The sequence below is a fragment of the Burkholderia sp. AU45274 genome, assembly GCF_030482505.1.
Classification (GTDB): Bacteria; Pseudomonadota; Gammaproteobacteria; order Burkholderiales; family Burkholderiaceae; genus Burkholderia.
Window position 1 is genome coordinate 1 of sequence record NZ_JAUJQE010000005.1, and the last position, 26,774, is coordinate 26,774.

Consider the following 26,774-nt stretch of genomic DNA (forward strand, 5'->3'; position numbering starts at 1 on the left):
TCTCACGGAACCCAGCGTGGCCGGACTCGTACTCCTCTGCAATGGATACCTTGAACTGCTCCGTGTACTTGCTCATGAAAAACACCCCAAAGGTTGGATCGATGTCCAACTTTTGGGGTGCAGTTCAATGTGCGGGGCTTTTTTCATGGCTGCTCGGCGCGCCGCCCGCCCCCGCGGTCACTGCTGAACCAGCGATCAAAACGCCGCGTGTAGTTCAGGTCGACGCCCTGGAACGTGCCGCCGTACGCGGATACCGACCAGAAACGCGTCAGGTTGATCGTCGCCTTGAACGCGTTGGCCGCCGATTGCAGCCCCTGCTCGAAGCCGAGCACGAAGCGCTCGTTGATCGCCTTCGACACGAGCACGACCTGCGGATCGGTCAGGCCGACTTCACTGCGGCCGACCGACACCTCGTCGAGACCGAAGGTCTGCGCGACGCGCTTGCCGGTCACGCTGCCGAGCAGCCCGAGCGCCGCCGTCATCGCACCCTGCTGGCCGACGTTGTTGCCCTGGTCGGTGCCGTGCCCGAACAACAGCCACGACAGTTTTTCGTTTTCGGTGACGTTCGGCTCCGACACGAGCTTGACCGTCAGCGACTGGATCGTGCCCGTCACCTGCACGCCGGCCTCGACCTCCTGGTTGCGCCGCATCGCGAGGATGTTGACGCCCGGGTTCGACACGGGGCCGTTGAACGTGAAGAAGCCGTTCTCGACCGCGAGCTTGCGGCCGAACGACGTGTACGTCGACCCTTCGGTCACGCGCACGTTGCCGACCGCGCGCAGCGGCACGCCCGGCGCGCTCATCACGGTGATCGTGCCGCGCAGCCCGAGATCCGCGCCGTGGCCCTTGAAGCGGAAGTTGTTGCCGAGGCCGATGTCGATGTTCGCGCGCGGCGCGAGCGACGGCGCCGGCTTGTCCTCGACCGGCTTCGGCTTCGCGACCGCGGAACCGGTCGGCGTCTCGCCGCGCACCGTGCCGCCCGGCTGCTCGATCACCACATCGTCCGACAGGTGCGGCGCCGATTCCTCGGGCAAGTCGAACAGCGCGCGGTCGACGACGAACTTGCCGTCGATCGACAGTGCGCCACGCGGCCCGTCGTTCGCAACCGTCGCCTTGCCCGACAGCGACAGCTTGCGGTCCGGCGCCGCGAACAGTTCGAGCTTGTCCGCGACGATGCTCGCGGTCAGGTCGGGCGCCTCGCCGTCGAGGCGCACGCGGCCGAGTGCGCGCAGCGTACCGTCGCCGCCGTGGAACTCGACCTGCTGGAATTCGACGAGGTTTTCCGACAGCTTCACGCGCACGATGCCGTCCTTCAGCTGCACGCCCTGGTCGATCAGCGTCGCGGACAGGTCGTCACCCGTCAGCATCCCCGACAGGTTCGGCTTCACCGGCGTGCCGGCGACCGTCAGCTTCAGCGCCGCGCGCCCGCCGAGCAGGTAGCTCGGCCCGAACAGGTTGCCGGTCGTCTTCAGCGCCGGGATGTCGGCGTCGATGCGACCCGACAGCGGGCCGTCGTCGACCACGCCGAACATCCCGTCGCGCAGCGCGAACGGCACGGTGACGTTCGCGTCGAGCGTGCCGATCCGGGCCGCCTTCGCGAGCGCCGTCACGTTGAGCCGGTTGCCGGGCGTGAAGCTCGCGCGCGCGGACAGGTCGGTCAGCCCCAGCGAGGCGATGCCGCGCCCGCTTTCGATCGTCACGTCGCCGCCGCGGCGCTTCACCTGCACGTAGCCTGTCGCGTTCGCGCCGAGCGAGAAATCCCAGTCGGCATCGAGCACGACGTCGGTGCGCACCGGCGGCCGCTGGCCCGTCAGTTCCTGGCGGACCTCGAGGAAACGCGCGACCGACGCACCGGTCACCGAGCCCGCCGAGCGCATCTGGCCGTGATCGAACACGAACGACTTCAGGTCGATCGCCGCGCCTTCGAGCGTGAGGCGCGTCGCGCCGAGCGTCACGCGGCCGGCGCCGGCCGACACGGTCAGCGGCGACTGCAGCGCGATGGTCGGCGTGCCGCGGTTCGCAAGACGCGTGACGGTGCCGTCCCAGCGCATCCCGTCGCGATTCTCGACCACGCCGCCATTCGCCGCGAGCGTCACGTCGATCACGCGGCCGCCGGCCGCCCCGAGCGCCGACGCGTCGAGCGTGTGCTTCGCGCGCGTGCCGTCGAGGTTCGCGCGCAGCGATTTCAGCTTCAGCGAGCCGAGCGCGATGTCGGACGCATCGGCCGTGAACACGAGCGCGCCGTGCGCGCCGTCGCGGATGTCCGCGCGGCCCTGCGCGGCACCGATCCGGTTCGAGCCGACGACGACGTGCTCGGCCTTGTAGGTGGCCGTCACGTTCGGGTGCGCGAAGCTGCCGGTCAGGTCGCCCTGCGCCTGCACGAGCCCTTGCACGCCGAAGCCGAGCCGGTCGAGCTGCGGCGCGTCGACGACGAAGCGCAGCCGGTCGCCGGGCGCACCGAAGCTGCCGCGCAGGTCGACATGGTTGCCCGCGATCGACAGGTTCGCGTTGCTCGGCAAGATGCGCGAGCCGGCCAGCTGCACGACGCCGGCGCCGGTCAGCGGCACGCCGTCGTACAGGCTGTCGCCGAGCTTGAAGGTCGCCTTCGTCGATACCTGCGGCGCGAATGCGCCCGACGCCGTCAGCGTGCCCGACACGCGCGTCTCGCCGCGCGGGGCCGGCGCTTTCGTGGCCTTGGCGGGCGCCTTGCCGCCCCCCGCCTTCGGCGCGCTCATCGCGGCGAGCAGCAGCGGATCGAATGCGGTCAGCGTCGCCTTCGCGTCATAGCTCGAATGCGCATCGTGGCGGAACACACCCGTCAGGTCGATGCGGCCCTTGCCCGCCGTCACGCGCGCGTCGGTCAGCACGGTCTGCTGCGGCGTCAGCGCAACCTTCGCGCGGGCGCCGAGCGCGAGCTTCGGATCGTTCAGGTTGAAATCGACGGTCGTGACATCGCCCGCGAGCGTCACGCCGAGCGGGCCGGCGAGGCGCATCGGTCGCAGCTCGGCGACGAACGCGTTCAGGTCGAGGTTCGCGACCTTCAGGTCGAAGCGGCCCTTGCCACCCGTCAGCGTGCCGTTGCCGGTCACGCTGCCGTCGCGGATCAGCTTCAGCGCGAGATCGTCGATCCGCTGCGCGTGCGCGTCGAGATGCACGTTCGCGTGCGCATCGATCACCGGCAGCAAATGGTCGCCGAGCGTACCGGGCTTCGCGTTGACGATCGACACCGGGCCCGTCACCGCAAAACCCTTCGCGGGCTCGGCCCCGGCCGGCGCCGTCACCGGCGCGAGTTCCGCGCGCACCGCGAGATCGGCAGCCGGCGCGCCGGGCGCGAGCGCCTGCGGATTCACGTGATCGAACGCGAGCGATGCGCGGGTGAGCGGCACCGCGCCGAACGGCGCGGCCTCGACGTGCGCGCGTCCGTTCAGCTTCATCCCGCTTGCGTCGACTTCGGCGACGAGCGCCTCGAGCGACCCCGACACGCGCGCACGCGCGTCGACCGGCTCGTCGGACAGCTTGCCTGCATAGGTGGCGTCACCCGTCAGCGCGAATGGCTTCACGCCGTCGAGCTTCGCGCGTGCGGTCAGCGCGCCGTACGGCGTATCGATGCCCTCGAGCACGAGTTCATGGTGACGGCCGTCGCTGCGGCCGTTCAGCGCGATATGGTCGAGCTGCGTCGTCGAGCCGCCGTCGTGGATCGCGAGGTGATCGACGCGCAGGTCGTCGATCCGCAACTGCAGCGGCAGGCTCAGGTCCTGCGGCGTCGTACTCGGCGTCGGCGGCCCCGGCGCGATCCGCACGTCGATCGTGCCGGCGCGAAGGTACGCGATGGACAGCCGCCACGGCGCGCGGGTCAGGGCCCAGCGGCCGTCGAGCCGGTCGATGCGGATTTCGGTGCCGGTGCCGTCGGGGCTCGTCCACGCGAATCCGCGCAACCGCACACCGGTCGCAAGCGCGCCGCCGTCGAGCGTGCCCGCGAGCCGCGCGCCGAGCACGCGACCGGCCACCTGCCACGCGAGCCGCGTGCCGTGCTCGGTCGTCGCCGCGGCCAGCACGAGGCCGACCGCCAGCACGACGAGCAGCACGACCGTGACAAGCGTCCACGCGACGAACCGCCCGATCCGCGCGACGGGCCCGCGGCGCGGCGTGCGCGGCGGCGCGTCGGGCGCGCCGTCGGGCGAGTCCGGATCGTGAGGCGGCGGCGTGTCGTTCGGGTCCTTCGTCATGCGGTTCGTCGTCGGTGAAGCGGTACGGTCAGAAAGCGATGCCGAGCGTCAGGTACGGGCGCACGCTATGGTTGCGCAACCCGTACGCGACGTCGACGTTGATCGGGCCGACGGGGCTGCGCCAGCGCGCGCCGATGCCGACACCCGGGTAGAACACGCGCTCGCCCCACGCATCGGTGGCAGTGCCGATGTCGAAGAACGTCGCCGCGCCCCAGTCGCGGTTGAACCAGTGCTGGTATTCGGCGGTGCCCGTCATCAGGTACTTGGTCGGCAGCACGGAGCCGTCGACGCTGTTACCGATGCTCTGGTAGCCGTAGCCGCGCACCGAGTTCGAGCCGCCCGCGCGGAACAGCAGCGACGCCGGCACGCCGGTCGAGCTGCCGCTCGTGAACACGCCGCCGAGCTCCGCACGGAACACGAACAGGTCGCGCTTGCCGATCGGCAGGTACTGCTGGCCGCGCGCGTAGCCGCGGATGAAGGACTGGTCGGTCAGCACGCCCTTGACCGCGAAGCCGGCCTCCGCGTGGATCAGGTTGCCCGAACGCGGAAACAGCGGATCGTCGACGTTGCGGCGCGTCCACGCCCATTGCGGCACGAGCGCGCGGCTCGTGGTCGGCCCGGCGCCGTTCTGGTCGAGCCGGTCCTGGTAGTACATCAGCGAATACGCATAGTCGATGAACTGGCCGGTGCGCGTGCGCTGCACGCCGACCCGCGCGCTGTAGATGCGCGTGTCCGACACGTTGGTGTTCGTGTACGACGCGAGCACGCTGTTGGTCCAGCCCTTCTCGCCCGGCGGCATCGACAGCTGGACCTGCCCGTATTGCTGGATCTGGTCGAGCCGGCCCGACACGGTCAGCGGCCACGCGGCGCCGAACGTGTCGAGATACGTGTAGGAACCCTGCACGTGCGGCCCGGTATCGGTGGCAAAGCCGACGCCGCCGCGGATGTTGTTGTACGGAAACTCGCTGACCTTCACGTGCACGGGCGTGCGCTCGGGCTTCGCCGTATCGTCGCCGACGTCGATCGCGACGCTCGCGTAATACGGCGTGTTCTGCAACTGCCGCTGCAGTTCGGTGATCCGCTGCACGTCGTAGATCTCGCCTTCCGACAGCGGATTGACGTTCGTGACGATCTTTTCCGGATAGCGCCGCACGCCGTCGACGTCGACCTTGCCGATCGTGAACGTCGGGCCGCTGTCGAACGTGACCGCGAGCATCGCGCGCTGCGTGCGCGGGTCGATGCGCGCTTCGGACGACGCGATCTTCCCGCCGAGATAGCGGTGCGACTGCAGTTGCCTGAGCGCCGCGCCCTTCGCGCCGTCCCAGTCGGACTGCGTGAACGGATCGCCCGGCTTCAGCGAGAACGCGAAACGGGTCGCGGCTTCCTGCTTCGGATCCTCGGTGTCGATGGGCCCCTTGAACGTCAGGTCGACGCTCGACACGATCGTCTGCTTGCCCGGATCGACCGCGATGCGCACGTCGCGCTTGCCGTCGCGCGTGCGCACGTCGGTGCGCACGACCGGCGAGAAATAGCCGGCCGTCGCGGTGAGGTCGCGCACCTGCTGCGGCGTGGCGGTCACGAGGAAGTCGAACTGGTCGTCGCTGATGTCGTCACGCTTCGCGAAGCGCGCGATGTCGAGATGCGTCTTCAGGAGCTTGCGGATCGAACGCGGCGCGTCGATGTCGACGTCGTACTTCGCATGGGCCGGCAGCGCGAAGCACGCGGCCAGGCAACCCGCGAGGGCCGCCCGCGCGACGCGGGCCGCGGCGGCGGCGCGCTCGCGTGCCGCGCGCGGGCTCGCGTCATGCGCCGTGTGTGCTTGCTGGTTCGACTGCCCCGCCAAATATGACCTCGCCGTCTCGGAGTGTTACGGTTTCGTGGAAAACCCTGTATTTGACCACAGGGCGCCGACGTCACCGCCAAACGATTGTGAAAGAGTGCCAAGCCACCGGAAGGGCCACCGCACGATGTCCGCCGGTACCGGCCAGCGGATTCGACGCGCGATTGACGCCGGCCGTTCCCGCGATGCGGTAAAATCCCGCCATCGTGAATCCGGCGCATCGTGCGCCGCCCGAAACGGAAAACCCAGCCATGCCGTACCAGTCCGATGTCACGCAGTTCCTGAACCAGCTCAAGCAGCAGAAGCCGACGCTCGAGGACGAGCAGCGCAAGGGCCGTTCCCTGCTGTGGGACAAGCAGCCGATCGACCTCGAAGAGCGCGCCGAGCAGCAGGAATCGCGCGTGAAGCAAACGCCGTACGTCTACTACCAGAACTTCTGACGACGTGAGCGCCGCCGACGAGGCCAGCGCCGCCCGGCAGGACGACGCGATCGCCGCGCCCGCGGGCGCCGATTCGACGCCCGACACGGTCGACGGCGTCGCGGCATTCGCTCGCCTGTACGGCGAGCCGCTCTTCAAGCTGCCGCAGGATCTCTACATCCCGCCCGATGCGCTCGAGGTCTTCCTCGAGACCTTCGAAGGCCCGCTCGACCTGCTGCTCTACCTGATCCGCAAGCAGAACTTCAACGTGCTCGACATCCCGATGGCGCAGGTCACCGCGCAATACCTGGGCTACGTCGACCAGATCCGCACGTCGAACCTCGAGCTGGCGGCCGAGTACCTGCTGATGGCCGCGATGCTGATCGAGATCAAGTCGCGGATGCTGCTGCCGGTCAAGAAGGCCGACACCGGCGAGGAAGCCGAGGATCCGCGCGCCGAACTCGTGCGCCGCCTGCTCGAATACGAGCAGATGAAGCTCGCCGCGCAGCGGCTCGACCAGCTGCCGCAGCTCGGCCGCGACTTCCTGCGCGCCGAGGTCTACATCGAGCAAAGCGTCACGCCGCGCTTCCCCGACGTGAATTCGGACGACCTGCGCGCCGCATGGGCCGACGTGCTCAAGCGCGCGAAGCTCGTCCAGCACCACAAGATCTCGCGCGAGGAGCTGTCGGTGCGCGAGCACATGAGCCTGATCCTGCGCCGGCTGCAGAACGCGCGCTTCATGGAGTTCGCCGAGCTGTTCGACACGTCGCGCGGCGTGCCGGTCGTCGTCGTGAATTTCATCGCGATGCTCGAACTCGCGCGCGAGTCGCTCCTCGAAATCACGCAGGCCGAGCCGTTCGCGCCGATCTACGTGCGTCTCGCGTACCTGCCCGCGTAACACCCGCGCCCGCCCTTCCCGTTCTCCCGATTCATCCCGGCACGCTCGCCGCTACGCCGCAGTCCGGTGCGGCCGCGCGCATGGTTGCCGGCACGCCCGATTAAAAAGTGAACGACCGTTCTTTTTTCGATGCGTTTGGCGGCCAAATCCTCTACAATCCGCCGACGCCCGATGCGCCGCCCGCGCGCCGGCGTTCTCCGCTTCGACCCCGACGCCGCTGCTGCGGCGCCAACGCGCGCCAGCGCGAGGAACCCGCTACCCGATCATGAAAGTCATCAGCTCGATCCATGAACTGCGCGACCAGCTGCGCGGACAGAACCGCACGGCGTTCGTGCCGACGATGGGCAACCTGCACGAAGGGCACCTGTCGCTGATGCGCCTCGCGCGCCAGCACGGCGACCCGGTCGTGGCGAGCATCTTCGTCAACCGGCTGCAATTCGGCCCGAACGAGGATTTCGACAAGTATCCGCGCACGCTCCAGGACGATATCGAGAAGCTGCAGAAGGAAAACGTCTACGTGCTGTTCGCGCCGACCGAGCGCGACATGTACCCGGAACCGCAGGAATACCGCGTGCTGCCGCCGGACGATCTCGGCGGGATCCTCGAAGGGGAATTCCGGCCCGGCTTCTTCACCGGCGTGTGCACGGTCGTGGCGAAGCTGATGGCCTGCGTGCAGCCGCGCGTCGCCGTGTTCGGCAAGAAGGACTACCAGCAGCTGATGATCGTGCGCCGCATGTGCCAGCAGCTCGCGCTGCCGGTCGACATCATCGCCGCCGAAACCGTGCGCGACGAGGACGGCCTCGCGCTGTCGTCGCGCAATCGCTACCTGTCGGCCGACGAGCGCGGCGAGGCGCCCGAGCTCGCGAAGACGCTGCAGCGCATCCGCGAAAGCGTGCTCGGCGGCGAGCGCGACCTCGGCAAGCTCGAGGAACTGGCCCGCACGCATCTGGCCGGCCGCGGCTGGGCGCCCGACTACATCTCGATCCGCCGCCGCGCGAACCTGATCGCGCCGGACGCGGCCCAGCTCGAAGCCGGCGAACCGCTCGTCGTCGTCGCCGCCGCGAAGCTCGGCGCGACGCGCCTCATCGACAACCTGGAAATCTGACGGGCCGCCCCGCCCGCGCCTCTCACGCATCACGGAGACACCATGCAGCGCCACATGCTCAAATCGAAGATCCACCGTGCGACCGTCACGCACTGCGAGCTGCACTACGAAGGCTCGTGCGCGATCGACGAAGACCTGCTCGACGCCTCGGGCATCATCGAGAACGAACGGATCGACATCTGGAACATCAACAACGGCGAGCGCTTCTCGACTTACGCGATCAAGGGTGAGCGCGGCAGCGGGATGATCTCGCTGAACGGCTCGGCCGCGCGTCGCGCGCAACTCGGCGACCTCGTGATCATCGCGGCCTTCGCGATGGTCGACGAAGCCGAGCTGCAGGCCGGCTGGAAGCCGAAGCTCGTGTTCATGGACGACGGCAACAAGATCAAGGGCCACCGCGATCACGTGCCGACGCAGAACTGGACCTGACCTGACCGCCTGCCCGCGTGCCGCGGCGCGCGGGCGCGGCGGTGCCGCTTGTGGTCGAAGGGCCGGATGCCGTACTCGACGGCATCCGGCCCTTTCTCATTTCATCGTGCGCCGCCCCGGCGGCCACGCGATCAGGACGCCTTGGCGGCCTTCTCCGTCTTCCCTGCCTTCGGCGCCCGGCGTTCGGCCCATTCGACGATCGGCCGCCATTGCTCGAGATCCTTCTCGACGCGGCTCTTCGCGACGTCCCACAGCGTCAGGCCGTGCGCGGCGATCTGCACGTAGTTCTGCGTGTCGCGCACGTAGCCGAGCACCGGCAGGCCGAGCCCTTCGACGAAGCGGTGAAGCTGGTCGGACGAGCGCGTGCGCGCATCGACCCGCATCCCGACGATCCCGACCTCGACGTTGCCCTTGCGCACGGCCTTCTCGTCGGCGAGGCGCTCCAGAAACTGCTGCGTGGCCAGGATATCGAACATCGACGGCTGCAGCGGCACGATCACCTTGTCGGCCAGTTGCAGCGCGACGTTGAGCCGGTTGCCGTGCAGGCCGGCCGGCGTATCGATCACCGCATATTCGAGGCCGCGCGGCGGCTTCGTCGGCGCGTCCGGGTCGAGTTCCCATGCCTCGATCGGCGGCAATCCGGCCGGCCGCAGGTCGAGCCACGCATGCGCGGACTGCTGCCGGTCCAGGTCGGCGAGCGCGACCCACGCGCCCTGCGCCGCGAAAAAGCCGGCAAGATTGGTGGACAGCGTGCTCTTCCCCACGCCGCCCTTCGGATTCGCCACCACGATCACCGTCATGAATTCCCCCGAAAAAGCCGCGCGGCGCCCGCCGCCTGGCAGGCGCCGCTCGATTGCGGATACAGGGAGCGATGATATCGGCAAACGGGGGGTCACCGGAACGGGTTGCGCCGCCCCGGGTGCGCTGACTTACCCCTTACACACGCTGAACCGCGACCTCCCGTGCGCCGAGCGCGAACGCGCCGCCGCCCAGCAGCGCCTGCACGGCAAGCGTGACGGCCCAGAACGCCGGATATTCCCAGCCGCCGTGCGGTGACGCGAAGCTCCAGCCGTTCGGCAAATGCGTAGCGGTTGCGCCGAGCATGAACGGCAGCAGCACGAGTGCGGCGACGCGCACGCGGAAGCCCGCGAGCAGCGCCAGGCCGCCGGCCAGTTCGATGAACGTCGTCAGGTACGCGAGCCAGCCCGGCAGGCCGATCGACGCAAAGAACTGCGCGGTGCCGGGCAGCGTGAAGACGAACACCTTCTGCGCGACGTGCGCGAGATACAACACGCCGAGCGCGACGCGCAGCAGGGTCGCGGCGAAATCGTTGAGGCGATTGGGGTTCATGGCGAATTCCTTCGTGAGTGGTGTGAATGGATCGCACTCTATTCGAATCAATTCGACCGATAAACTCGCCACTTCGCTTTAACTGATTCCTATATGGAGTTAATCGGGGCGTAAAAAGGGGCACGACCGATCATGCCCCGCCACCTGCCTCAGTAACCGTTCTTGCCTTGTGTGGCGTCGCCGGAACCGGACTGGCTGCCGCCCGGTGCGGACGAATCGCACGCGTGCGCCACCGCCGACGCGCCCAGCAGCGCCGCGAGCAGCACGCTCCACCACCATCGAGCCTTCATCGTCGCACTCCTCCAGGCGGACCTCCGCCCTTCTGTGTTGTACGCGATCCGGCGGAAAAAGCGAGTACGGGCCGGCCTCGCGTCAACGAAACTCGGCGTACAGCGCGTCGAGGTCGAGATGGTCGGCAAACGTGTCGGCCAGCCGTTCGAGCGATGCCTCGCGCAGCGCCGGATAGTCGATGCGCTCCGCGCCGTCGAGCCCGGCCCATGCGAGCAGCGCCGTGCAGGCGTCGGGCGAGTCGAACAGCCCGTGCACGTAGGTCGCGAGGATCTGGCCGTCGTCGGACACCGCGCCGTCGGGGCGTGTGCCGTCCCGCGCGGCGTCGGCGGCCAGCGCCAGCGCGGGCGACGCGAGCGCAGGCCCGTGCGTATCGCCCATGTGGATCTCGTAGCCGCGCACCGCGGCCCCGCCCGGCAGCGCGAGCTGCCCCGCCACGTTCTTCAGCGTCTTGTCGGGCTGCAGCGTCGTGTCGAAATCGAGCAGCCCGAGCCCCGGCACGCTGCCGGGCGCGCCTTCGAGGCCGAGCGGATCGTCGAGCGTGCGCCCGAGCATCTGCATCCCGCCGCAGATGCCGATCACCTTGCCGCCATAGCGCAGGTGGCGACGGATCAGCGTGTCCCAGCCCGCGTCGCGCAGCCACGCGAGATCGCGCTGCACGCTCTTCGAACCGGGCAGGATCAACAGGTCGGCGTCCGGCACGGGGCCGCTCTTCCAGTACGTGAATTCGACCTGCGGATGCGCACGCAGCGGATCGAAATCGGTGTGGTTGCTGATGCGCGGCAGCGCCGGCACGACGACGCGCAGCACGCCGGCATCGCCCCGTGCGGCGGCGCTGCGCGCCTGGGCGGGCAGCATGTCCTCGGCGTCGAGCAGCAGGCCGTGCAGGTACGGCAGCACGCCGAACACCGGCTTGCCCGTTTGCGCGCGCAGCCAGTCGAGCCCCGGTTCGAGCAGCTTGAAATCGCCGCGGAAGCGGTTGATCACGAAGCCGCGCACGCGCGCGCGCTCGCTGTCCGACAGGCACGCGAGCGTGCCGACCAGATGCGCGAACACGCCGCCGCGGTCGATGTCGGCGACCAGCACGACCGGGCAGTCGACGCGTTCGGCAAATCCCATGTTCGCGATGTCGCCATCGCGCAGGTTGATCTCGGCCGGGCTACCCGCGCCTTCGACGATCACCGTGTCGTAGCCGGCGCGCAGGCGCGCGTACGACTCGAGCACCGCGTCGAACGCGACCGGCTTGTAGTCGTGGTACGCACGCGCATTGAGGTTCATGCGCGCCTTGCCGTGGATGATCACCTGCGCGCCGCGATCGCTCGTCGGCTTCAGCAGCACGGGGTTGAAATCCGTATGCGGCGCGACGCCCGCGGCCAGCGCCTGCAGCGCCTGCGCGCGGCCGATCTCGCCGCCGTCGGCCGTCACCGCGCTGTTGAGCGCCATGTTCTGCGGCTTGAACGGCGCAACGCGCGCGCCGGCGCGGCGGGCGAGCCGGCACAGGCCGGCAACCAGCGTGCTCTTGCCCGCGTCGGACGTCGTGCCCTGGATCATCAGCGTGCCGCGCGGCCGCGGCTCGGGTGCATTCATCGTGTAAAGATCGTCGCGAAGCAAAGGCCGCATTATCCCCCGCGCCGCCCTGCCCGCGCCGTTACAATCACGCGATGATTCCGCACGACCTCACCTTCGTCATCGGCGGCGCGCGCTCGGGCAAGAGCGCACATGCCGAGCGGCTCGCCGCCGACAGCGGCCTCCCCGTCACCTACATCGCGACCGCGACCGCCGCCGATGCCGAGTTCGCGAAGCGCATCGCGCACCATCGCGCGCGCCGGCCGGCCGACTGGGGTTTCGCCGACGCGCCCGTCGATCTCGCCGGCACGCTCGCACGGCTCGACGATCCGCACGCGTGCCTGCTCGTCGACTGCCTGACGCTGTGGCTCACGAACCTGCTGTGTCCCGCCGACGGTGAACCGCTCGACGATGCGCAGTACGCGGTGCAGGTCGAGCGGCTCGAGCACGCGTTGCGCGGCGCACGCGCGAAGGTGATCGTCGTCAGTAACGAAATCGGGCTCGGCGTCGTGCCGCTCGGGTCGGTCACGCGCCGCTACGTCGACGAGCTCGGGCGCCTGAACCAGCGCGTCGCCGCGCTCGCGACACGCGTGACGCTGCTCGTCGCCGGGCTGCCGCTCGACCTCAAGACCGGAGCACCGTCATGCTGATGCTGACGCTGCCCGTCGTCGCGATGTTCGCGGTCGCGGCCGCGATCATCGACCGCGCGATCGGCGAACCAGCCGGCTGGCACCCGCTCGTCGCGTTCGGCCGCCTCGCCGCGCGCATCGAAGGCGCGCTGAACACGGGCCGGCGCGGCCGCGTGATCGGCGTCGCCGCCTGGGTCGCGGCGGTCGTGCCGCCGGTCGCCATCGCGACATGGCTCACGACCGTGCTGCCGTGGCCGCTCGCGGCCGCGCTGCATATCGCGCTGCTGTGGTTCGCGCTCGGCGCGAAAAGCCTCGCCGACCACGTCGCGCCGATCGCTGCCGCGTTGCTGCGGCATGACCTCGGCGCCGCCCGCGCGCTGACCGCGCGCATCGTGTCGCGCGACACGAGCGACGCGGACGAAGGCGCGCTGTCGCGCGCAGCCGTCGAATCCGCGCTCGAGAACGGCAACGACGCGATCTTCGGCGCGCTGTTCTGGTTCGTCGTCGCGGGCGGCCCCGGCGCGCTGCTGTTCCGGCTCGCGAACACGCTCGACGCGATGTGGGGCTACCGCACGCCGCGCTTCCTGACCTTCGGCTGGGCCGCCGCGCGCCTCGACGACGCGCTGAACTGGATTCCCGCGCGCCTCACGGCCGCAAGCTACGCACTGCTCGGCGACACGGCCGCCGCATGGCGCTGCTGGCGCACGCAGGCGCGCCACTGGGACAGCCCGAACGCGGGCCCGGTGATGGCCGCCGGCGCCGGCAGCCTGAACGTGCAGCTCGGCGGCCCGGCCGTCTATCACGGCGAGATCGAGGATCGTCCCGCGCTCGGCACCGGCGCCACGGCGACCGCCGCCCACATCGTCGCCGCGCTGTCGCTCGTCACGCGCACGCTCGCCCTGTGGCTCGCGCTGCTGGTCGCGAGCGGCGCCCTCGCCATGGCCACCCATCATGTCTGACACCCGCATCGCACACGGCGGCAACCTGCATGAAGCCGCGCGCCGCCACGGCATTCCGTACGACGCGTGGCTCGACCTGTCGACCGGCATCAATCCGGTCGGCTATCCGGTGCCGCCCGTCCCGGCCGACGCATGGCGCCGGCTGCCCGACGACGGCGACGGCCTCGCGGCCTGCGCCGCACAGTACTACCACGCGCCCGATCCCGCACACGTGCTGCCGGTTGCCGGCAGCCAGGCTGCGATCCGCGCGTTGCCCGCGTTGCTGCCGACCGGCGACGCCGGCGTCGCGGCGCTCGCGTACGGCGAATACGCGCCCGCCTTCGCGCGCCACGGCCATCGCGTCGTCACGCTCGACATCAACGCGGATACGCTGCCTGCGACGCTGCGTCACGTCATCGTCGGGAATCCGAACAATCCGACCGCCGAGTTCTTGTCGGCCGAGCGCCTGCTCGATTGGCACGTGCAACTGGCCGCGCGCGGGGGCACGCTGATCGTCGACGAGGCATTCGCCGATACGGGCGCGACGCGGTCGCTCGCGCCGCACGTCGATCGCCCCGGGCTCATCGTGCTGCGTTCGATCGGCAAGTTCTTCGGGCTCGCCGGCATCCGCGCAGGCTTCGTGCTCGCCTGTCCTGACCGGATCGTCGCGCTGCGCGACATGCTCGGCGCGTGGACGGTCGGCGGCCCTGCCCGCCACGCGGTCGCCGCGGCGTTCGCCGACCGCGCATGGCAGGCCGCCGCCCGCGAACGGCTCGCGGCCGACGGCGAACGGCTGGCCGCCTTGCTGCGCGCGCACGGCTTCTCGGTTCGCGCGACGCCGCTCTTCAGCTGGACCGACGACCCGCGCGCTGCGGCACTGCATGCGGCACTCGCCGCACGCGGGGTCTGGACGCGGCACTTCCCGACACCGTCGAGCGTACGCGTCGGCTTGCCGGGGAACGAATCGGAATGGCAGCGCCTCGGCGACGCGCTCGCGCACTGCGTGCCGACGCTGCAACGGGAATCCGCATGAGTTCACGCATGTTTCACCGGCTCGCGCCAATCGCGCTATTGGCTGCGCTTGCTTACGCGCCACGCGTCCACGCCGATGTCACGACGCGTGACGACGCCGGCAACACCATCACGCTGCCGGCACCCGCGCAGCGCGTGATCAGTCTCGCGCCGCACGCGACCGAACTCGTCTACGCGGCCGGCGGCGGCGCGAAGCTCGTCGGCACCGTCACGTACAGCGACTATCCGCCCGCGGCGCAAGCGATACCGCGCGTCGGCGACAACAAGGCGCTCGATCTCGAGCGGATCGCCGCGCTGAAGCCCGACCTGATCGTCGTCTGGCGACACGGCAATGCCGAGCGGCAGACTGATGCGCTGCGCGCGCTGCACATCCCGCTGTTCTTCAGCGAACCGAAGCATCTCGACGACGTCGCGTCATCGCTGCGCCGGCTCGGCACGCTGCTCGGCACGCAACCGGCTGCCGATGCGGCCGCGGCTGCCTATACGCGCGACATCGCGGCACTGCGCACGCGTTACTCGACGCGAGCGCCCGTCACAATGTTCTTCCAGGTCTGGGATCGGCCGCTGATGACGCTCAACGGTGCGCACCTGATCAACGACGTGATCGAGCTGTGCGGCGGCCGCAACGTGTTCGGCTCGCTCAAGCCGCTCGTGCCGACCGTCACCGACGAGGCCGTGCTCGCGGCGAATCCGGAGGCGATCGTGACGACCCGTGCGGGTACGACGCGCTCCGACGAACCGCTGCCGAGCCTGGCGCGCTGGCGCACGTGGCCCGCACTGACGGCCGTGGCACGCAACAACCTGTTCGCGATCGACGGCGATCTGCTGACACGGCCGTCGCCGCGGATCGCGCAGGGCGCGGCCGCGCTGTGCGAGGATCTCGATGCCGCGCGTGCGCGGCGGGCGGCGCGCTGATTTCCGGCGACGTCCGCGGTCATCGCGTGCCGGATGCCTGAGACGAACTGACCGCGCGCTGCGTCGTTCACACGCGGTGGCCAGCGCACCTATGCGTCCCAGTGCATCACGTCCCACGTTCGCGCGGCAGCATCCGCGCGCAGCCAGACGACACCCCCTGTCGGTACGGGGCGAGACAGCAATGTGTCGAGCGGCACGCGCAATACATGCGATGCAAACGCACGGATCACGCCCGCATGCGTGACGACCCACTGCGGCCGGACGAACTGCGCCACTGCGTCGGCTCGCCGCGCAACCCGCGCGGCAAACCGCGCGACGCTTTCGCCGCCATGCGCGCACGCATGCATCAGGTCGGCCGCCCACGCATCGAGCGCCGCGCGATCGATATCGTCCCAGCGCCGCATTTCCCACGCGCCGAAATCCATCTCCTGCCAGTCCGCGTCGCGCCGCAACGGCACGTCGCATGCCTGCGCGAGCCGTTCGGCCACCGATGCGCAGCGCATCAGCGGGCTCGTCCAGACCTGTTCGGGGAGCGGCGCGCCGATAGCAGACAGATGCGTACGCACCACCTTCGCCCCGGCCTCGGCCGGCGTGGCGAGCGGCACGTCGCTGCGTCCGTAGCAGATGCCCGGCTCGATGCCGACGGCCGGATGACGGATCAGGACGACGTCCATCCGAGCACCACGAGATAGATCGCCAGTTCGCACAGTTGCTGCGTGAAGCCGAGACAGTCGCCGGTATAGCCGCCGATCCGCTTCACGAAGTAGCGGGCGGCCCACGCGCGCACGAGCACGAGCGCAACGCATGCTGCGACACCCATGCGCCAGTCGGGCCAGAATAGCCAGGGCAATCCGAACAGCGCCGCGACGCACGCCGCGCGTGCACCCATCCGTTGCGCAACCGGCTTCGCCTTGCCTTCGGGCCGCACGTAGTCGAGCGTCATCAGCAGGCTCACCGCCGCCGCTCGGCTCGCCGCGTGCGCGGCGATCATCGTCCACGCGGCACGCAACGGCAGCATGGACGCGAGCGCCTGCCATTTCACGCCGAGTGAGATCACGAGCGCGACCGCACCGAACGTGCCGATCCGCGAGTCGTGCATGATGCGCAGCACGTCGTCGCGCGTATAGCCGCCGCCGAATGCATCGCAGCTGTCGGCCAGGCCGTCCTCGTGGAAGGCGCCCGTCGCGAGCAGCGTCGCGGCCATCGACAGCCCGACCGCGATCGACGGCGGCAGCGCGCGCAGCGCAGCAAGATAGACGAGCGCACCCCACGTGCCGACACATGCGCCGACGAGCGGGAAATAGCGCGCGGCCTGGTCGAGATCGCCGGCCGCGTAGCCGATCGCGCGCGGCACGGGCACCCGCGTGAAATAGCCGAGCGCGACGAAGAAGTAGCGCAGTTCGGCCCGCACGCCGCGCGCGCGATCAGGCGTCACGATTGTCGACGCCGGCGGATTCGAAGCTCGCCATCTCCGTGAGGAAGGCGGCTGCCGCCCGCACGAGCGGCAGCGCGAGCGCGGCGCCCGTGCCTTCGCCGAGCCGCAGGTCCAGCGCGAGCAGCGGCTTCGCGCCGAAATGCTCGAGCATGCGCCGGTGCCCGGCCTCGTGCGACGTATGCGAGAACACGCAGTAGTCGCGCACGCCGGGCGCGATGCGCTCGGCAACCAGCAGCGCGGCCGTCGCGATGAAGCCGTCGACGAGGATCGTCATCCGCTCGCTCGCGGCCGCGAGATACGCGCCCGTCATCATCGCGATCTCGAAGCCGCCGAACGTCGCGAGCACATCGAGCGGCGCGATCGCGTGCGAGTGCTTGACGAGCGCACGGCCGAGCACCGCGCGCTTGTGCGCGAGGCCCTGGTCGTCGAGGCCCGTGCCGCGCCCGACGCACGCGTCGATCGGCACGCCGAGCAGGCGGCTCATCAGGCACGCGGCCGACGACGTGTTCGCGATCCCCATCTCGCCGAAGCCGATCACGTTCGTGCCGAGCGACGCATGCAGGCGCACGCGCGCCGCGCCGGCCGCGAGCGCCGTCATCGCCTCGTCGCGCGTCATCGCCGGCTCTGCCGCGAAGTTGCGCGTCCCGCGTGCGACCGGCAGCGACACCAGCCGGCCGGACAGCGGCAGCGGTGACGCAACCCCCGCATCGACGATCTCGAGCGTGCTCTGCGCGACGCCCGAGAACGCGTTGATCGCCGCGCCGCCGGCGAGGAAGTTCGCGACCATCTGCGCGGTCACCGCTTGCGGATACGGACTCACGCCCTCGGCGGCAATCCCGTGATCGCCGGCAAACACGATCATCACGGGACGCTGCACGACCGGCCGCTCGGTGTGCTGGATCAGGCCGATCTGCAACGCGACCGCCTCGAGCTGGCCGAGACTGCCGGGCGGCTTGGTCTTGTGGTCGATCACGTGCTGCAGGCGCTTGCGCAGCACCTCGTCGAGCGGCGCGATCGCGGGCGGGAAGGGGGTCGGGGTCGTCATCGAAAAGCCGTGTCGTTGGCGCGGTGTGCGCCGCGCATCGGAAAAGAAAAGGTCATTGTCGCTCGGGCCACGCCGGCAGCAGCGCATCGCGGCCGTTCTCGCGGATCAGCACGAGCGGATAGCCGAACGCATCGCTCGCGCGCTCGGGCGTCAGCACGTCGTGCACGGGGCCGGCCCACGCATGGCCGCGGCCGTCGAGCAACAGCGCATGCGTCGCGAAACGCCGCGCGAGATTCAGATCATGGCACGAGAACAGCATCGTGCGCGGGCCCGCGTCGAGCCATGCGGCCAGCGCGGTCAGGCAATCGATCTGGTGATGCAGGTCGAGATGCGCGAGCGGCTCGTCGAGCAGCATCAACGGTGCGTCCTGGCACAGCGTCGCGGCCAGCGCGACGCGCTGCCGCTCTCCGCCCGACAGCGACAGCACGTCACGCGACGCGAGCGCGGTCAGGTCGAACGTCGCCAGCGCGTCGCGCGCGGCCGCGTGGTCGCCGTCGCGTTCCCAACCCCAGCCGCCGAGATACGGAAAGCGGTTGAGCAGCACCGTGTCGAACACGGTCGCGCTGAATGCGTCGTGCAATTGCTGCGGCATCAGCGCGCGACGCTGCGCGAGCTGCTCGGGTGGCCATGCGGCAAGCGGCCGGCCGTCGATCTCGACGTGTCCGCCGGCCGGCGGCTGCAGCCCCGCGAGTGTCGCGAGCAGCGTCGTCTTGCCCGCGCCGTTCGGCCCGGCGACGCACCAGATCTCGCCGGGCCGAAACACCTGGGTGAAGCCGTCGAGCAGCGTACGCGCGCCGGCCTTCAGCGTCAGGCCGACGGCCGCGTAGTTCAAGTCGCCGGCCGTGGCGTGCAGTGCGGCCCCCGTCATCGCATCGGTCTCCTCAACAACATCCACAGGAACACCGGCACGCCGATCAGCGCGGTCATCACGCCGACCGGCAGTTGCGCGGGCGCGATCACGGTGCGTGCGAGCAGGTCGGCCGCCATCACGCCGCCGCCGCCCGCGAGCATCGCGGCCGGCAGCAGCATTCGCTGGTCGTTGCCGAAGGCGAGCCGCAGCGCATGCGGCACGACGAGGCCGACGAAACCGATCGTGCCGGCCGTCGTCACCGCGGCTGCGGCGGCCAGCGACGCGATGAGATAGATCCGCACGCGCAGGCGCGCAACGGGCACGCCGAGCGCGAGCGCGGTCGCGTCGCCGCGCAGCAGCACGTTCAGTTGCGGCGCGACCGGCAGCGCGACGCAGGCGGCCAGCAACAGCGCACCCCACGCGAACCACGGCGCGGTCACGCCGTTCAGGTCGCCGGTCAGCCAGAAGATGATCCCGCGCAGCCGTGCATCGGGCGCGAGCGACAGCAGCAGCGTGACGAGCGCGCCCCACCCGGCCGCGATCACGACGCCGGTGAGCAGCAAACGCGGCGACGCGTCGCGCGAATCGCCGCGCCCCAGCTCGCGGCGTGCGAGACCGAGCACGAGGGCGACCGACACGAGCGAGCCGGCGAACGCCGACGCATCGACGAGCCACCACGCGCCGCCCGCGATCATCGCGACGAGCGCGAAGCCGGCCGCGCCACCCGACACGCCGAGCACGTACGGCTCCGCGAGCGGATTGCGCAACAGTACCTGCAGCAGTGCACCGGCCAGCGCGAGCAGCGCGCCGCATGCGAAGCCGGCCAGCGCGCGCGGCAGGCGCAGCGTGCGGACGATATCGGCGAACAGCGCGTCGCCGCCATGCGGCACGAGCGACGCGAGCGCCTGCCATGGCGACATCGGGACGCTGCCGATCGACAGCGACGCGACGAACAGCAACGCGACCGTGGCGGCCAGCGCGGCCCAGATCGCGGCGGCGCGCGCGGCGCTCATGCCGCGCACGGCGCCGCACACGACGTGCGGCGCACCCGCTTGCGGCAGCGGGCCGGTCGTGACGTGAGTGCCGCGCGGACGATTGGGGTCAGCATCGAAGAAGATTCCGTGAAGCATTGCGCGCCCCGCCTCCCCGCAGGCCGCGCGTCACGAAGCCCGTGCGGGCTCCCCGTCTCGGCCGGTATCCGGGCTGGCGGCGGTCCGGCTCGCCTTCCCGCGCGATGACGCGCAGTGGCCCGCGTCCGCATGCAGGATCTGCACGCGAAACGCGCCCGAGCCGGCCTGCGTCACGAGACGCGGCCGCTTACCGTTGCGGGGGCAGCGCAGGTTGGCGGGCTTCCGGCACCCGCGCCCTGCTTCCCGTTTAACCGCGCGTTCCACGCGCGAGCACCGAGGCGGCGCCAGTTTAGGAGCGGGTCGCGCGAGCGTCAAGGAAGCCTCCGGACACGCACGGGACGCGCCGATTCGCGGCAAGAAGCAGGGGTGTTACGACTGGAAACGTTACAGATGTCGGATTGCGCGTTATTCCGCGCTAAAATGCTGGGTCTTTAGAGGACGCAGCAAATGCTCAACGAACTCGAAACCCTATCTCAAAATATTGGCCGTCTGATTTCGCTGAACAAGCGCTATCACGCGGAACGGCTCGCGCTCGAGGAGCAGGTCGCGCAATTGCGCGCGGATGCGGATGCTGTCCGCACGGAACTCGCGCAACTGCGCGATGAACGCAATGCACTTGCGGCCGAGCGTGACACGCTGTCGGCAAAGATCGACGACGCCCAGGTGAAACTGAACGCGATTCTCGAAAAGCTGCCGCGCTCGAAAAATGCGGAGCAAGCCGACAACCAGCTCGACCTGCTGGATGCGCAGGCGCGTACGGATGGCGATGACGCGGCCAGCCATGGAGAACATGCATGAGCACCAAGCAGATCGAAGTCTCGATTCTCGGCCAGGCCTATCGGCTCGCCTGCTCGGCCGAGACCGAAGCGGCGCTGCTCGAAGCGGTCGCACGCGTCGACGCCGAAATGTCGAAAATCCGCTCGAACAGCTCGGTACGCGGCACCGATCGCATCGCCGTGATGGCGGCGCTGTCGCTCGCGTCCGAATTGCTGCGGCTGCAAACGAGCGTGCGGCACGGTGAAGCATTTCCGGCGGAGGAAATCCGTCGTACAATGCACCAGATGAACGAACAGCTCGGCGCGGTGCTCGCACAGCACGAGACGCAGTAACGTTTTAATCGATGCGTCGATTCCCCTTGATCTCGGCGATCAACGGTGGTCAAATTGGCGCATCGAATCACAGTTCAGTCAGCTTCCCTGCCTGGTTCGCCAAGGTCATATATTCCTTGAACCAATGCCATGTGCACGGTTGCGGAAATTTGTAGCACGGGCGCGCGCGTCACTCTGTCTGATGTACCCGAAGTGCTGCTAACTGCGACCAATTCTGAACCTCAGGTTCAGGATGCCGGCCTAGCGGCCAAGGCGGGGGCCTATCCAACGGCATCGGGCGAAGCCCGGTGCCGTTTTCTTTTGTAGCAGCCTCTTTCTGCGTCGATCACGATCCATGCAATACTGGCTGATGAAGTCCGAACCGGACGAAGCAAGCATCGACGATCTCGCCAACGCACCGCAGCGCACGCTGCCGTGGACCGGCGTGCGCAACTATCAGGCGCGCAATTTCATGCGCGACACGATGAAGATCGGCGACGGCGTGCTGTTCTATCACTCGAGCTGCCCCGAGCCGGGCATCGCGGGCCTCGCCGAAGTGTCGTCGACGCCCTACCCCGACCCCACGCAGTTCGATCCGAAAAGCCCCTATTACGACCCGAAGTCGACTCAGGAAGCGCCGCGCTGGCTGCTCGTCGACGTGCGCTACGTGAAAAAATCACCGCTCGTGCCGCTTGCGGCGCTGCGCGAACACGACGAACTCGCCGACATGCGCGTGCTCGCGCGCGGCAACCGGCTGTCGATCACGCCGGTCACGCGCGCCGAATGGCGCTTCATCACCGAAAAGCTGATGAAGTAGGCGCGCGCCAAAGGTCAAATCTGGTCAGTCCGCACCGCCGCAACGGAACTCGCGGCACTTTCGCGCGGCCTAAGCAACCGCTGTCGGCCGATCAGGCCGGCTGTCGTTTTTTCGTCGCGCGGTACGCCCGCGTCGTGCACGCGCAATCCGCGTGCACGCCCTCGCACCAGGAGTCCAACAATGACCAAGAAATCCGCACTCGCGCTGTCGCTCGCCCTTGCCGCCGCCGTTCCCGCCGCGCTGACGCTCGCGTCGACCGCCGCGCACGCGCAAACCGCGAACCCGCACTTTCCGGAGCCGGCAGGCGTGCTGTCGCTATCGTCGCAGGCCAGCGCGGACGTGCCGCAGGACATCATCCACATCACGCTGTTCTACGAGCAGCAGGCCAAGGATCCGGGCAGCCTCACCGCGCAGTTGAACCAGCGCGCCGATGCAGCACTGTCGCAGGCCAAGGGCGTATCGGGCGTCACCGCACACACGGGCGCCTTCTCCGTGTACCCGAGCACCGATCGTGACGGCAAGATCTCCGCATGGCGCGGTCGTACCGAAGTGGCGCTCGAATCGCGCGATTTTGCTGCCGCGTCGAAGCTTGCGGGCCAGTTGTCGAACCTGATGCAGGTCGCGAACGTAGAGTTCTCGCTGTCGCCCGAAGCGCAGCGCGCGGCCGAGCAAAAGCTGACGACCGAAGCGATCAAGTCGTTCCGCGCCCGCGCCGACGAAGCCGCGAAGGCATTCGGTTACGGCAGCTACACGATCCGCGACGTGAACGTCGGCGGCGGCCGCAACGTACAGCCGTACCCGCGCATGATGGCGATGGCCGCGGCGCCGATGGACAGTGCGAAGATGAGCGCGCCGATCGCGGTCGAAGGCGGCAAGGCCACCGTGTCGGTCACCGTCAACGGCTCCGTGCAGATGAAGTAACGCGCAGCGCACGGCAGTCCGAAATGAAAAACGCCGGCCCGAGGGCCGGCGTTTTGCGTTGACCTGCAGGGCGCCGATGCACGCGCCGATCGCACGTGCATCGACATCGCATCACGCAGCGGCATGCGCCGCGCGGCGGCGATACGCCCAGACCATCAGCGCGACACCCGCGAGAATCATCGGCAGCGACAGCCACTGCCCCATCGACAGGCCGAGCGCGAGCAGGCCGAGGAAGTCGTCGGGCTCGCGCGCGAACTCGACCGTGAAGCGTGCGAGGCCGTAGCCGATCAGGAACAGCGCGGACACGGCGCCCATCGGCCGCGACTTGCGCGCGAAGAAGAACAGCGCGAAGAACAGCGCGATGCCTTCGAGCGCGATTTCATAGAGCTGCGAAGGATGGCGCGGCAGCAGCTGGTATTGCATGAACACGTCGGCAAGATGCCACTTCTCGACGAGCTCCGGATGCTTCGGCAACCATGCCGCATCGTCGCGCATCGCGCCCGGGAACAGCATCGCCCACGGTGCCGAAGGATCGGTCACGCGGCCCCACAGCTCACCGTTGATGAAGTTGCCGAGCCGGCCGGCCGCGAGCCCCGTCGGCACCATCGGCGCGACGAAGTCGGTGACCTGCAGCCAGTGGCGCTTGCGCTGCCACGCGAACAGCATCATCGCGAGCGTCACGCCGAGGAAGCCGCCGTGAAACGACATGCCGCCTTCCCACACCTTGAATACGTCGAGCGGATGCGAGAAGTAGAAATCGGCCTTGTAGAACAGCACATAGCCGAGCCGGCCGCCGAGCACGGTGCCGAGCACGCCGTAGAACATCATGTCGTCGATGTCCTTTGCGGTCCAGCCTTGAGCCGCGACGTGCGGCAGCTTCAGCCGGATCCGGCCGACGACGATCGCCGCGATGAAGCCGACGAGATACATGAGCCCGTACCAGCGCACGGCCAGCGGCCCGAGATGGATCGCAACGGGGTCGAAATTCGGGTGAATGATCATGGGTTAGCGAAGAAGTTTTCGAATGCGGTACGGCCGTCGCAAACGCGCCGCACCGCGCGTTGGACGGCACCGGCGCGTCATCGTTCACGTCACGTGGCGAGGCCCTGCGCGCGCACGACGTCGATGAAGCCGGCCAGCACGGGGCTCACGTCACCGGTGCGCCACACGAGGCCGGTCTCGACGACCGGCGCGCGATCGGCAAGCGGCCGGTAGACCACGCCGGTGCGCCGCAGGTTACGCAGCGATTGCGGCACCAGTGCGACGCCCATGCCGGCCGACACGAGGCTGACGATCGTCTGCATCTGGATCGCCTCCTGGCCGATGTGCGGCGTTGCCCCCGCCGCGCCGTAGCAGCCCGTAATGATGTCATAAAAGCCGGGCGCCAGACGACGCGGAAAGATCACGAGCGGCAACGCGGCAACCTCGGCGAGACGCACGGGCTCGTCTTCCGGCGCATTGCTCGCCGCGGCCGGCATCGCCACCACCAGCGGCTCGCGCATGACGGGCAGGTACGACAGCCCGGCCGCGTGGCGCGGCGGCACGGGCGGAATGACGAGCCCCGCGTCGATGCGCCCCGCGACGAGCTCATCGATCTGCACGTCGCTCGTCGCCTCCGTGAGTTGCAGCCGCACCTGCGGATAGCGCGCACCGAACGCCCGCAGCAGCGCAGGCAGCAGCCCGTAATCGGCGGTCGACACGAACGCGAGCGACAGCGAACCGGCCTCGCCGCGCGCGAGCCGTCGCGCCAGCGGCGGCAGCGCATCGGCCGCTGCAAGCAGCCGGCGCACGTCCGGCAGCAGCGCCGCCCCGACCGCCGTCAGCGCCACCGAGCGCTTGGTGCGCGCGAACAGCGCGACGCCGAGCGCATCCTCGAGCGCACGGATCGCCTGCGACAGCGGCGGCTGCGTCATCGACAGGCGTTCGGCCGCGCGGCCGAAATGGCGCTCGTCGGCGACGGTCACGAAATAGCGCCACTGGCGCAGGTCGGGAGTCGGATCGGCCATGGCTCTCTCATTCGAAAAACGACTTAATAAGCGACAAATAATATATTGGACATCCCAATCCGGACACTCCATGCTTGATTGATCCAAACCGGCGCGTCGCTCGACGGCGTTGCCCAGACAACGATGGAGTCCCCCATGGCTTACAACCGTCGCTCGAAGCACATCACGCAAGGCGTGGCCCGCTCGCCGAACCGCTCGATGTATTACGCCCTCGGCTACCAGAAGGACGATTTCGACAAGCCGATGATCGGCATCGCGAACGGCCACTCGACGATCACGCCGTGCAATTCCGGCCTGCAGCGCCTGTCGGACGCGGCCGTCGCGGCCGTGAAGGCGGCCGATGCGAACCCGCAGATCTTCGGCACGCCGACGATTTCGGACGGCATGTCGATGGGCACCGAAGGCATGAAGTACTCGCTCGTGTCGCGCGAGGTGATCGCCGACTGCATCGAGACCTGCGTGCAGGGGCAATGGATGGACGGCGTGGTGGTGGTCGGCGGCTGCGACAAGAACATGCCGGGCGGGATGATCGCGCTCGCGCGCCTGAACGTGCCGGGCATCTACGTGTATGGCGGCACGATCCGCCCCGGCAACTGGAAAGGCCGGGACCTGACGATCGTGTCGTCGTTCGAGGCGGTCGGCGAATTCACCGCGGGCCGGATGTCGCAGGAGGATTTCGAAGGCGTCGAGCAGAACGCCTGCCCGACGTCGGGGTCATGCGGCGGAATGTACACCGCGAACACGATGAGCTCGTCGTTCGAGGCGCTCGGGATGTCGCTGCTGTACTCGTCGACGATGGCGAACCCCGACCAGGAGAAGGTCGATTCGGCCGCCGAATCGGCGCGTGTGCTCGTCGAGGCCGTGAAGCGCGACCTGAAGCCGCGCGACATCATCACGAAGGAGTCGATCGAGAACGCGGTGTCGGTGATCATGGCGACGGGCGGCTCGACCAATGCAGTGCTGCACTACCTCGCGATCGCGCACGCGGCCGAGGTCGACTGGACGATCGAGGACTTCGAGCGCATCCGCAAGCGCGTGCCCGTGATCTGCGACCTGAAGCCGTCGGGCAAGTACGTCGCGACCGACCTGCACCGGGCCGGCGGGATTCCGCAGGTGTTGAAGATCCTGCTCGACGCGGGGCTGCTGCACGGCGACTGCATGACGATCACCGGCCGCACGCTCGCCGACGAGCTGAAGGACGTGCCGGGCGTGCCGCGCGCGGACCAGGACGTGATCTTCCCGATCGACCGCGCGCTGTACAAGGAAGGCCACCTCGCCATCCTGAAGGGCAATCTCGCGGAAGATGGCGCGGTCGCGAAGATCACCGGCCTGAAGAACCCGGTGATCACGGGCCCGGCACGCGTGTTCGACGACGAGCAGAGCGCGATGGATGCGATTCTCGGCGACCGGATTCGCGCCGGCGACATCCTCGTGCTGCGCTACCTCGGCCCGAAGGGCGGCCCCGGCATGCCGGAAATGCTCGCGCCGACGTCCGCGATCATCGGCAAGGGGCTCGGCGAATCGGTCGGCTTCATCACCGACGGCCGCTTCTCGGGCGGCACCTGGGGGATGGTGGTCGGCCACGTCGCGCCCGAGGCGTTCGTCGGCGGCACGATCGCGCTCGTGCAAGAGGGTGACTCGATCACGATCGACGCGCATCGGCTGCTGCTGCAGCTGAACGTCGATGATGCGGAACTCGCGCGCCGCCGCGCCGCATGGCAACAACCGGCGCCACGCTACACGCGCGGCGTGCTCGCGAAATTCGCGGCGCTCGCCCGCCCGGCGAACAAGGGCGCCGTCACGGGTTGATCCGGGCGCGTCAAGACATGCGACCCCGATAAACATGG

The 26,774-nt window shown here is 69.2% G+C and carries 26 protein-coding genes, 1 other RNA gene and 1 riboswitch; of the genes, 14 read left to right on the forward strand and 13 right to left on the reverse strand.

Translation table 11 applies throughout. The annotated features are described in order from the left end of the window. Positions 1-143: 143 nt before the first annotated feature. The gene (locus QZM35_RS18995) at positions 144-4,226 is read right to left on the reverse strand and encodes a translocation/assembly module TamB domain-containing protein (protein WP_301776627.1); all 4,083 of its coding nucleotides are present in this window, start codon (positions 4,224-4,226) and stop codon (positions 144-146) included. Positions 4,227-4,254: 28 nt separating this feature from the next. Next, a complete protein-coding gene (locus QZM35_RS19000; RefSeq protein ID WP_089431571.1) occupies positions 4,255-6,069 on the reverse strand; it encodes an autotransporter assembly complex family protein in 1,815 nt (604 codons plus the stop codon). 248 nt (positions 6,070-6,317) lie between these two features. On the opposite strand from QZM35_RS19000, the gene QZM35_RS19005 reads away from it, so the two are divergent. The 4 genes from QZM35_RS19005 to panD all read left to right on the forward strand — a co-directional run bounded on the left by QZM35_RS19005 (position 6,318) and on the right by panD (position 8,917). Continuing rightward, the gene (locus QZM35_RS19005; protein ID WP_089426099.1) at positions 6,318-6,506 is read left to right on the forward strand and encodes a DUF3460 family protein; all 189 of its coding nucleotides are present in this window, start codon (positions 6,318-6,320) and stop codon (positions 6,504-6,506) included. Between the two features lie 4 nt (positions 6,507-6,510). Beyond that, positions 6,511-7,383, forward strand: a complete 873-nt coding sequence (locus QZM35_RS19010; protein WP_021164248.1) for a ScpA family protein — start codon at positions 6,511-6,513, stop codon at positions 7,381-7,383. A gap of 265 nt (positions 7,384-7,648) precedes the next feature. Continuing rightward, positions 7,649-8,488, forward strand: coding sequence for a pantoate--beta-alanine ligase (gene panC / locus QZM35_RS19015; RefSeq protein WP_089431572.1), 840 nt, complete (start codon positions 7,649-7,651; stop codon positions 8,486-8,488). Positions 8,489-8,530: 42 nt separating this feature from the next. Further along, the gene (panD, locus tag QZM35_RS19020; RefSeq protein WP_089431573.1) at positions 8,531-8,917 is read left to right on the forward strand and encodes an aspartate 1-decarboxylase; all 387 of its coding nucleotides are present in this window, start codon (positions 8,531-8,533) and stop codon (positions 8,915-8,917) included. Between the two features lie 131 nt (positions 8,918-9,048). On the opposite strand, the gene QZM35_RS19025 is transcribed toward panD, so the two are convergent. The 4 genes from QZM35_RS19025 to QZM35_RS19040 form a co-directional block, all read right to left on the reverse strand. Beyond that, positions 9,049-9,717 (reverse strand): ParA family protein, encoded by a 669-nt coding sequence (locus tag QZM35_RS19025; RefSeq protein WP_089426101.1) that lies wholly within the window; start codon positions 9,715-9,717, stop codon positions 9,049-9,051. Positions 9,718-9,853: 136 nt separating this feature from the next. After that, positions 9,854-10,267 (reverse strand): DoxX family protein, encoded by a 414-nt coding sequence (locus tag QZM35_RS19030; RefSeq protein ID WP_089426102.1) that lies wholly within the window; start codon positions 10,265-10,267, stop codon positions 9,854-9,856. A 149-nt stretch (positions 10,268-10,416) separates the two neighbouring features. Continuing rightward, positions 10,417-10,557, reverse strand: coding sequence for a hypothetical protein (locus QZM35_RS19035; protein ID WP_179255067.1), 141 nt, complete (start codon positions 10,555-10,557; stop codon positions 10,417-10,419). 82 nt (positions 10,558-10,639) lie between these two features. After that, positions 10,640-12,142 carry a cobyric acid synthase gene (locus tag QZM35_RS19040; RefSeq protein WP_089426103.1) on the reverse strand — a complete coding sequence of 501 codons (1,503 nt, stop codon included), beginning with the start codon at positions 12,140-12,142 and terminating at the stop codon, positions 10,640-10,642. Positions 12,143-12,216: 74 nt separating this feature from the next. Between QZM35_RS19040 and cobU the strand changes: the two genes are divergently transcribed. Genes cobU through QZM35_RS19060 form a run of 4 tightly spaced genes read left to right on the forward strand, consistent with a single transcriptional unit; the run spans position 12,217 to position 15,635 of the window. After that, positions 12,217-12,771 (forward strand): bifunctional adenosylcobinamide kinase/adenosylcobinamide-phosphate guanylyltransferase, encoded by a 555-nt coding sequence (cobU, locus tag QZM35_RS19045; protein ID WP_301776628.1) that lies wholly within the window; start codon positions 12,217-12,219, stop codon positions 12,769-12,771. Further along, on the forward strand, positions 12,765-13,709 hold the full coding sequence (cbiB, locus tag QZM35_RS19050) for an adenosylcobinamide-phosphate synthase CbiB (RefSeq protein WP_301776629.1): 945 nt from the start codon (positions 12,765-12,767) through the stop codon (positions 13,707-13,709). The genes cobU and cbiB overlap by 7 nt, the downstream gene beginning before the upstream one ends. Further along, positions 13,702-14,721, forward strand: coding sequence for a threonine-phosphate decarboxylase CobD (gene cobD, locus QZM35_RS19055; protein ID WP_301776630.1), 1,020 nt, complete (start codon positions 13,702-13,704; stop codon positions 14,719-14,721). Before cbiB ends, cobD begins: the two co-directional genes overlap by 8 nt. Beyond that, complete coding sequence (locus QZM35_RS19060) at positions 14,718-15,635, forward strand: cobalamin-binding protein (RefSeq protein ID WP_301776631.1); 918 nt, start codon at positions 14,718-14,720, stop codon at positions 15,633-15,635. Before cobD ends, QZM35_RS19060 begins: the two co-directional genes overlap by 4 nt. A gap of 89 nt (positions 15,636-15,724) precedes the next feature. Here QZM35_RS19060 and cobC read toward each other — a convergent pair whose 3' ends face one another. Genes cobC through QZM35_RS19085 form a run of 5 tightly spaced genes read right to left on the reverse strand, consistent with a single transcriptional unit; the run spans position 15,725 to position 20,095 of the window. After that, positions 15,725-16,309: an alpha-ribazole phosphatase gene (gene cobC / locus QZM35_RS19065; RefSeq protein WP_089426108.1), complete on the reverse strand. Its 585-nt coding sequence runs from the start codon at positions 16,307-16,309 to the stop codon at positions 15,725-15,727. After that, on the reverse strand, positions 16,294-17,070 hold the full coding sequence (locus tag QZM35_RS19070; RefSeq protein ID WP_089426109.1) for an adenosylcobinamide-GDP ribazoletransferase: 777 nt from the start codon (positions 17,068-17,070) through the stop codon (positions 16,294-16,296). The genes cobC and QZM35_RS19070 overlap by 16 nt, the downstream gene beginning before the upstream one ends. Further along, a complete protein-coding gene (gene cobT / locus QZM35_RS19075) occupies positions 17,060-18,115 on the reverse strand; it encodes a nicotinate-nucleotide--dimethylbenzimidazole phosphoribosyltransferase (RefSeq protein WP_089431879.1) in 1,056 nt (351 codons plus the stop codon). Before cobT ends, QZM35_RS19070 begins: the two co-directional genes overlap by 11 nt. 52 nt (positions 18,116-18,167) lie before the next feature. Then, entirely contained in the window at positions 18,168-18,983 is an 816-nt protein-coding gene (locus QZM35_RS19080) for an ABC transporter ATP-binding protein (protein ID WP_301776632.1), read from the reverse strand. Beyond that, on the reverse strand, positions 18,980-20,095 hold the full coding sequence (locus QZM35_RS19085; protein WP_301776633.1) for an iron ABC transporter permease: 1,116 nt from the start codon (positions 20,093-20,095) through the stop codon (positions 18,980-18,982). The genes QZM35_RS19080 and QZM35_RS19085 overlap by 4 nt, the downstream gene beginning before the upstream one ends. 41 nt (positions 20,096-20,136) lie before the next feature. Beyond that, positions 20,137-20,388, reverse strand: a riboswitch (cobalamin riboswitch). 154 nt (positions 20,389-20,542) lie between these two features. On the opposite strand from QZM35_RS19085, the gene QZM35_RS19090 reads away from it, so the two are divergent. From QZM35_RS19090 to QZM35_RS19110, 5 genes are all read left to right on the forward strand, one after another. Continuing rightward, on the forward strand, positions 20,543-20,893 hold the full coding sequence (locus QZM35_RS19090) for an ATPase (RefSeq protein WP_089426112.1): 351 nt from the start codon (positions 20,543-20,545) through the stop codon (positions 20,891-20,893). Next, positions 20,890-21,204, forward strand: coding sequence for a cell division protein ZapA (locus tag QZM35_RS19095; protein WP_011352906.1), 315 nt, complete (start codon positions 20,890-20,892; stop codon positions 21,202-21,204). The genes QZM35_RS19090 and QZM35_RS19095 overlap by 4 nt, the downstream gene beginning before the upstream one ends. Before the next feature lie 81 nt (positions 21,205-21,285). After that, a non-coding RNA gene (gene ssrS, locus QZM35_RS19100) (6S RNA) lies at positions 21,286-21,467 on the forward strand. A gap of 71 nt (positions 21,468-21,538) precedes the next feature. Further along, the gene (locus QZM35_RS19105) at positions 21,539-22,000 is read left to right on the forward strand and encodes an EVE domain-containing protein (protein WP_089426113.1); all 462 of its coding nucleotides are present in this window, start codon (positions 21,539-21,541) and stop codon (positions 21,998-22,000) included. 180 nt (positions 22,001-22,180) lie between these two features. Next, entirely contained in the window at positions 22,181-22,921 is a 741-nt protein-coding gene (locus QZM35_RS19110; protein WP_089426114.1) for an SIMPL domain-containing protein, read from the forward strand. 111 nt (positions 22,922-23,032) lie between these two features. On the opposite strand, the gene lgt is transcribed toward QZM35_RS19110, so the two are convergent. Both lgt and QZM35_RS19120 read right to left on the reverse strand, forming a co-directional pair. Continuing rightward, the gene (gene lgt / locus QZM35_RS19115; protein WP_089426115.1) at positions 23,033-23,923 is read right to left on the reverse strand and encodes a prolipoprotein diacylglyceryl transferase; all 891 of its coding nucleotides are present in this window, start codon (positions 23,921-23,923) and stop codon (positions 23,033-23,035) included. Between the two features lie 89 nt (positions 23,924-24,012). After that, the gene (locus QZM35_RS19120) at positions 24,013-24,927 is read right to left on the reverse strand and encodes a LysR substrate-binding domain-containing protein (RefSeq protein ID WP_089426116.1); all 915 of its coding nucleotides are present in this window, start codon (positions 24,925-24,927) and stop codon (positions 24,013-24,015) included. 135 nt (positions 24,928-25,062) lie between these two features. On the opposite strand from QZM35_RS19120, the gene ilvD reads away from it, so the two are divergent. Next, the gene (ilvD, locus tag QZM35_RS19125) at positions 25,063-26,736 is read left to right on the forward strand and encodes a dihydroxy-acid dehydratase (RefSeq protein WP_206149486.1); all 1,674 of its coding nucleotides are present in this window, start codon (positions 25,063-25,065) and stop codon (positions 26,734-26,736) included. Positions 26,737-26,774: the final 38 nt, after the last annotated feature.